This window comes from Gemmata sp. (assembly GCF_051859125.1).
In the GTDB taxonomy this organism is placed as follows: Bacteria; Planctomycetota; Planctomycetia; order Gemmatales; family Gemmataceae; genus Gemmata.
Genome location: NZ_JBHYGG010000213.1, coordinates 1 through 2,840 on the forward strand (window position 1 = coordinate 1; position 2,840 = coordinate 2,840).

Here is a 2,840-nt window from a genome sequence, read left to right on the forward strand (position 1 = left end):
GAGCGAGGGTTCGCGCTCAACCCTCGCTCGGCGCTCGGGCTCGGACCACAACCGATTCGGGGTCACCCCCCGTGCGCTCGGAGCAGGACGAACTCCAGGAGCCAGCCGAGGAGGTTCAAGCCGGTGTCGCGGACGTCGGCACCCGGCGCGAACTCCGAAATCGACACGCCGGCGACCTTGTCCGACCACGCGGCGTCGAGCAACTTCAGGAACGTCGGGCCGGTGAGGCCGAAGGGCAGCGGCTGGAGCACCGCCGGCACCGCGGCCGGGTCGAAGGCGTCGGCGTCGATGTCGATCCACACGCGGCCGGCGGTTGCGACGGCGGCCCGGAGCTGCTCCGCAACCCGATCGGCGTTGGTCGCGACGTCGTGCGCCGAGTGGACCGCCTCGAACGTCGCGCCGATCTCTTCGGGGGTCAGGAAGAGGTCCCGGTGGCCGACGCTGACGACCCGCGGCCGCGGGCCGTCGACGTGCTTCAGGAAGTTCCCGTGCGACAGCTCCGCGGTGGTGTCGTGGAAGGCGTACACGTCGAGGTGCGCGTCGAACTGGACCACGCAATCGGTGCGGCCGAGTTCGTCGAGCACCGGCAGCACGCTCAGGTGGTTGCCGCCGAGCCACAGGTGGAAGTCGCCGGCCCGGAGCGCCCGGCGGGCCGCGTCGCGGCCGGTCTTCCGCCACCCGCGGACCTGGGCCATCGTCTCGAACGCGAACTCCTGCACCTCGACGCTCCCGCGGAGGCGGTCGGCGCGGCACGGGCGGGACTCCTCCTCGGTGTCGTCGAGGATCTCGCGGGCCGCGTCGCCGAGCGCCTGCGCCCCGGCCCCGGTCCCGGCGCTGCCGAACAGTTCGAACGGGAACACGGTGACGGTCGTTCGCATCGGGAACCTTCGGTTCTTGGGCTCGCGGGCCGGGTGTCGTTCTATCATCACGGTGTGCGCGCGACGCGCCCCGAGGGCCCCCCCATGCCGCTCAGCCCCGCCGACCGCCGCGCCGACATCGACGCCAAACAGGCGGCGCTGCTCCCCGTCCTCCGCTCGCTCGGCGTGGACACGCTCGTGCTGTTCATGCCGGCGCACGTCGCGTGGTTCACCGCCGGGCTGAACGTCGCCGGCCTGGTCCCCGACGCGGAGCGGCCCGGGGTGTACACGAACGGCCAGAGCCGGTGGCTCGTGTGCTCGAACGCCGACTCGCAGCGGCTGTTCGACGAGGAACTCGACGGCCTCGGGTTCCAGCTCAAGGAGTGGCACTGGGAGGCGGGCCGGTCCGACTTCCTCGCGTACCTCACCGACGGCGCGCGGGTCGCCGCGGACCGCCCGTTCCCCGCGATCCCGCTCGCGAACGAGCACCTCCGCCCCCTGCTCCGCGGGCTGTCACCGTTCGAGCGCGCCCAGTACCGCGAACTCGGCGCGCTCGTTGTCGAAGCCGTGGAATCAACGGCCCGGGCGTTCGCACCCGGCCGGACCGAGCACGAGGTCGCCGCGCAGGTCGGGCACCGGCTCCTGCACCACGGGATCGAACCGGTCGCGCTGAGCGTGACGGCCGACGGCCGCGGGGCGAAGTACCGCCGGGCCGGGGCCGGGCCGAACCCGGTCACGCGGACCGCCGTGGTCCAGGCGACGGGGTCGCGGGACGGCCTGTTCGTCACCTGCTCCCGCACGGTGAGCTTCGGGCCGGTGCCGCCCGAGTTCGCGGCCGCCCACGACCTCGCCGTCAAGCAGGCCGGCTCGTTCCGCTCGTGGACCAAGCCGAACAAGACGATCGGGGCGATCGGCGTCGCCGGCCGCGCGATCCTCGGGACCGGCCCGTTCGAGTTCGAGTACCGGTTGAGCCCACCCGGGTACGGGGCCGGGCGGTTCGCCGCCGAGTTCCTGGGCCGCCCGGGGGCCGAGGAGCCGCTCGCCGCCGGGAACGCCGTCGTGTGGCAGCCCCGGGTCGGCCCCGCGGCCGTCGTCGATACACTACTGGTCACCGACGCCGAGCCGACCGCCGTCACGCCGCCGGGCGAGTGGCCGGTGAAGCGCGTCGTGGTCCGCGGCGGGCCGCCGCAGGACATCGCGGACGTGCTCGTCCGCGACGTGTAACACCCCGGGAGAATTCCATGTATCGGATGCTCAGCGCCGCCGTGCTCGCCCTGCTCACCGTGTCGCTCGCCGAGGGGCACTTCGCCTTCATCGTCCCCACCGAGAAGGGGGACGGGGCACAGGTGATCTTCAGCGACGAGCTGAAGCCCGACACGAACGTAAACATCGAGAAGATTGCGAGCACGAAGCTCACGCTCCGCGACTCGGCCGGCAAGGAGTCGCCCCTGGAGTGGAAGAAGGGCGAGGGGTTCTACGCGGTGACCGTCCCCGGCGGCGGCACGCGGGTCGTGTACGGCGTGACCGACTACGGCGTCCTGCAGAAGGGCGAGGGCAAGCCGTTCAAGCTGACGTACCTGCCGAAGGCGGTCCTCGGCGCCGCGACCGCCAAGGAAGCGACCGTCGGCGAGAAGCTGGAGCTGGAGGTGCTGGTCGCCGGCGCGCCCGGCAAGACGAAGTTCCAGGTGCTGGCGGCCGGCAAGCCGATCCCCGAACTGGAGGTGAGCGTCATGCTCCCCGACGGGGCGAAGAAGGCCGTGAAGACGGACAAGGAGGGGTTCACCCCCGAGTTCGACGCCCGCGGGCGGTACGGGGTCGTCGCGAAGAAGATCGAGGCCAAGACCGGCGAGCACGCGGGGAAGAAGTTCGACGAGACGCGGGTGTACGCGACGCTCGTGTGCGACGTCGAGAAGTGAGCGCAGCCTTCCAGCCCCGGAGGGGCGGCGGATGGTAGCCAGGGGTGGAGCGAGTCTTCGAGCGCAA

The 2,840-nt window shown here is 72.2% G+C and carries 3 protein-coding genes; 2 read left to right on the top strand and 1 reads right to left on the bottom strand.

Translation table 11 applies throughout. The annotated features are described in order from the left end of the window. Nucleotides 1-62 precede the first annotated feature (62 nt). Nucleotides 63-878, bottom strand: coding sequence for an arginase family protein (locus ACTIGN_RS17800; RefSeq protein WP_439626223.1), 816 nt, complete (start codon nt 876-878; stop codon nt 63-65). An 84-nt stretch (nt 879-962) separates the two neighbouring features. Here ACTIGN_RS17800 and ACTIGN_RS17805 point away from each other — a divergent pair, with 84 nt between their 5' ends. Both ACTIGN_RS17805 and ACTIGN_RS17810 read left to right on the top strand, forming a co-directional pair. After that, nucleotides 963-2,081, top strand: a complete 1,119-nt coding sequence (locus tag ACTIGN_RS17805) for a M24 family metallopeptidase (RefSeq protein ID WP_439626225.1) — start codon at nt 963-965, stop codon at nt 2,079-2,081. A 17-nt stretch (nt 2,082-2,098) separates the two neighbouring features. Further along, nucleotides 2,099-2,773 carry a DUF4198 domain-containing protein gene (locus ACTIGN_RS17810; RefSeq protein ID WP_439626227.1) on the top strand — a complete coding sequence of 225 codons (675 nt, stop codon included), beginning with the start codon at nt 2,099-2,101 and terminating at the stop codon, nt 2,771-2,773. Nucleotides 2,774-2,840 lie beyond the last annotated feature (67 nt).

What these genes read in the sequence shown, in the direction of transcription:
- ACTIGN_RS17800 (WP_439626223.1), bottom strand. Translation starts at nt 878, where the DNA reads ATGCGAACGACCGTCACCGTGTTCCCGTTCGAACTGTTCGGCAGCGCC.
- ACTIGN_RS17805 (WP_439626225.1), top strand. Translation starts at nt 963, where the DNA reads ATGCCGCTCAGCCCCGCCGACCGCCGCGCCGACATCGACGCCAAACAG.
- ACTIGN_RS17810 (WP_439626227.1), top strand. Translation starts at nt 2,099, where the DNA reads ATGTATCGGATGCTCAGCGCCGCCGTGCTCGCCCTGCTCACCGTGTCG.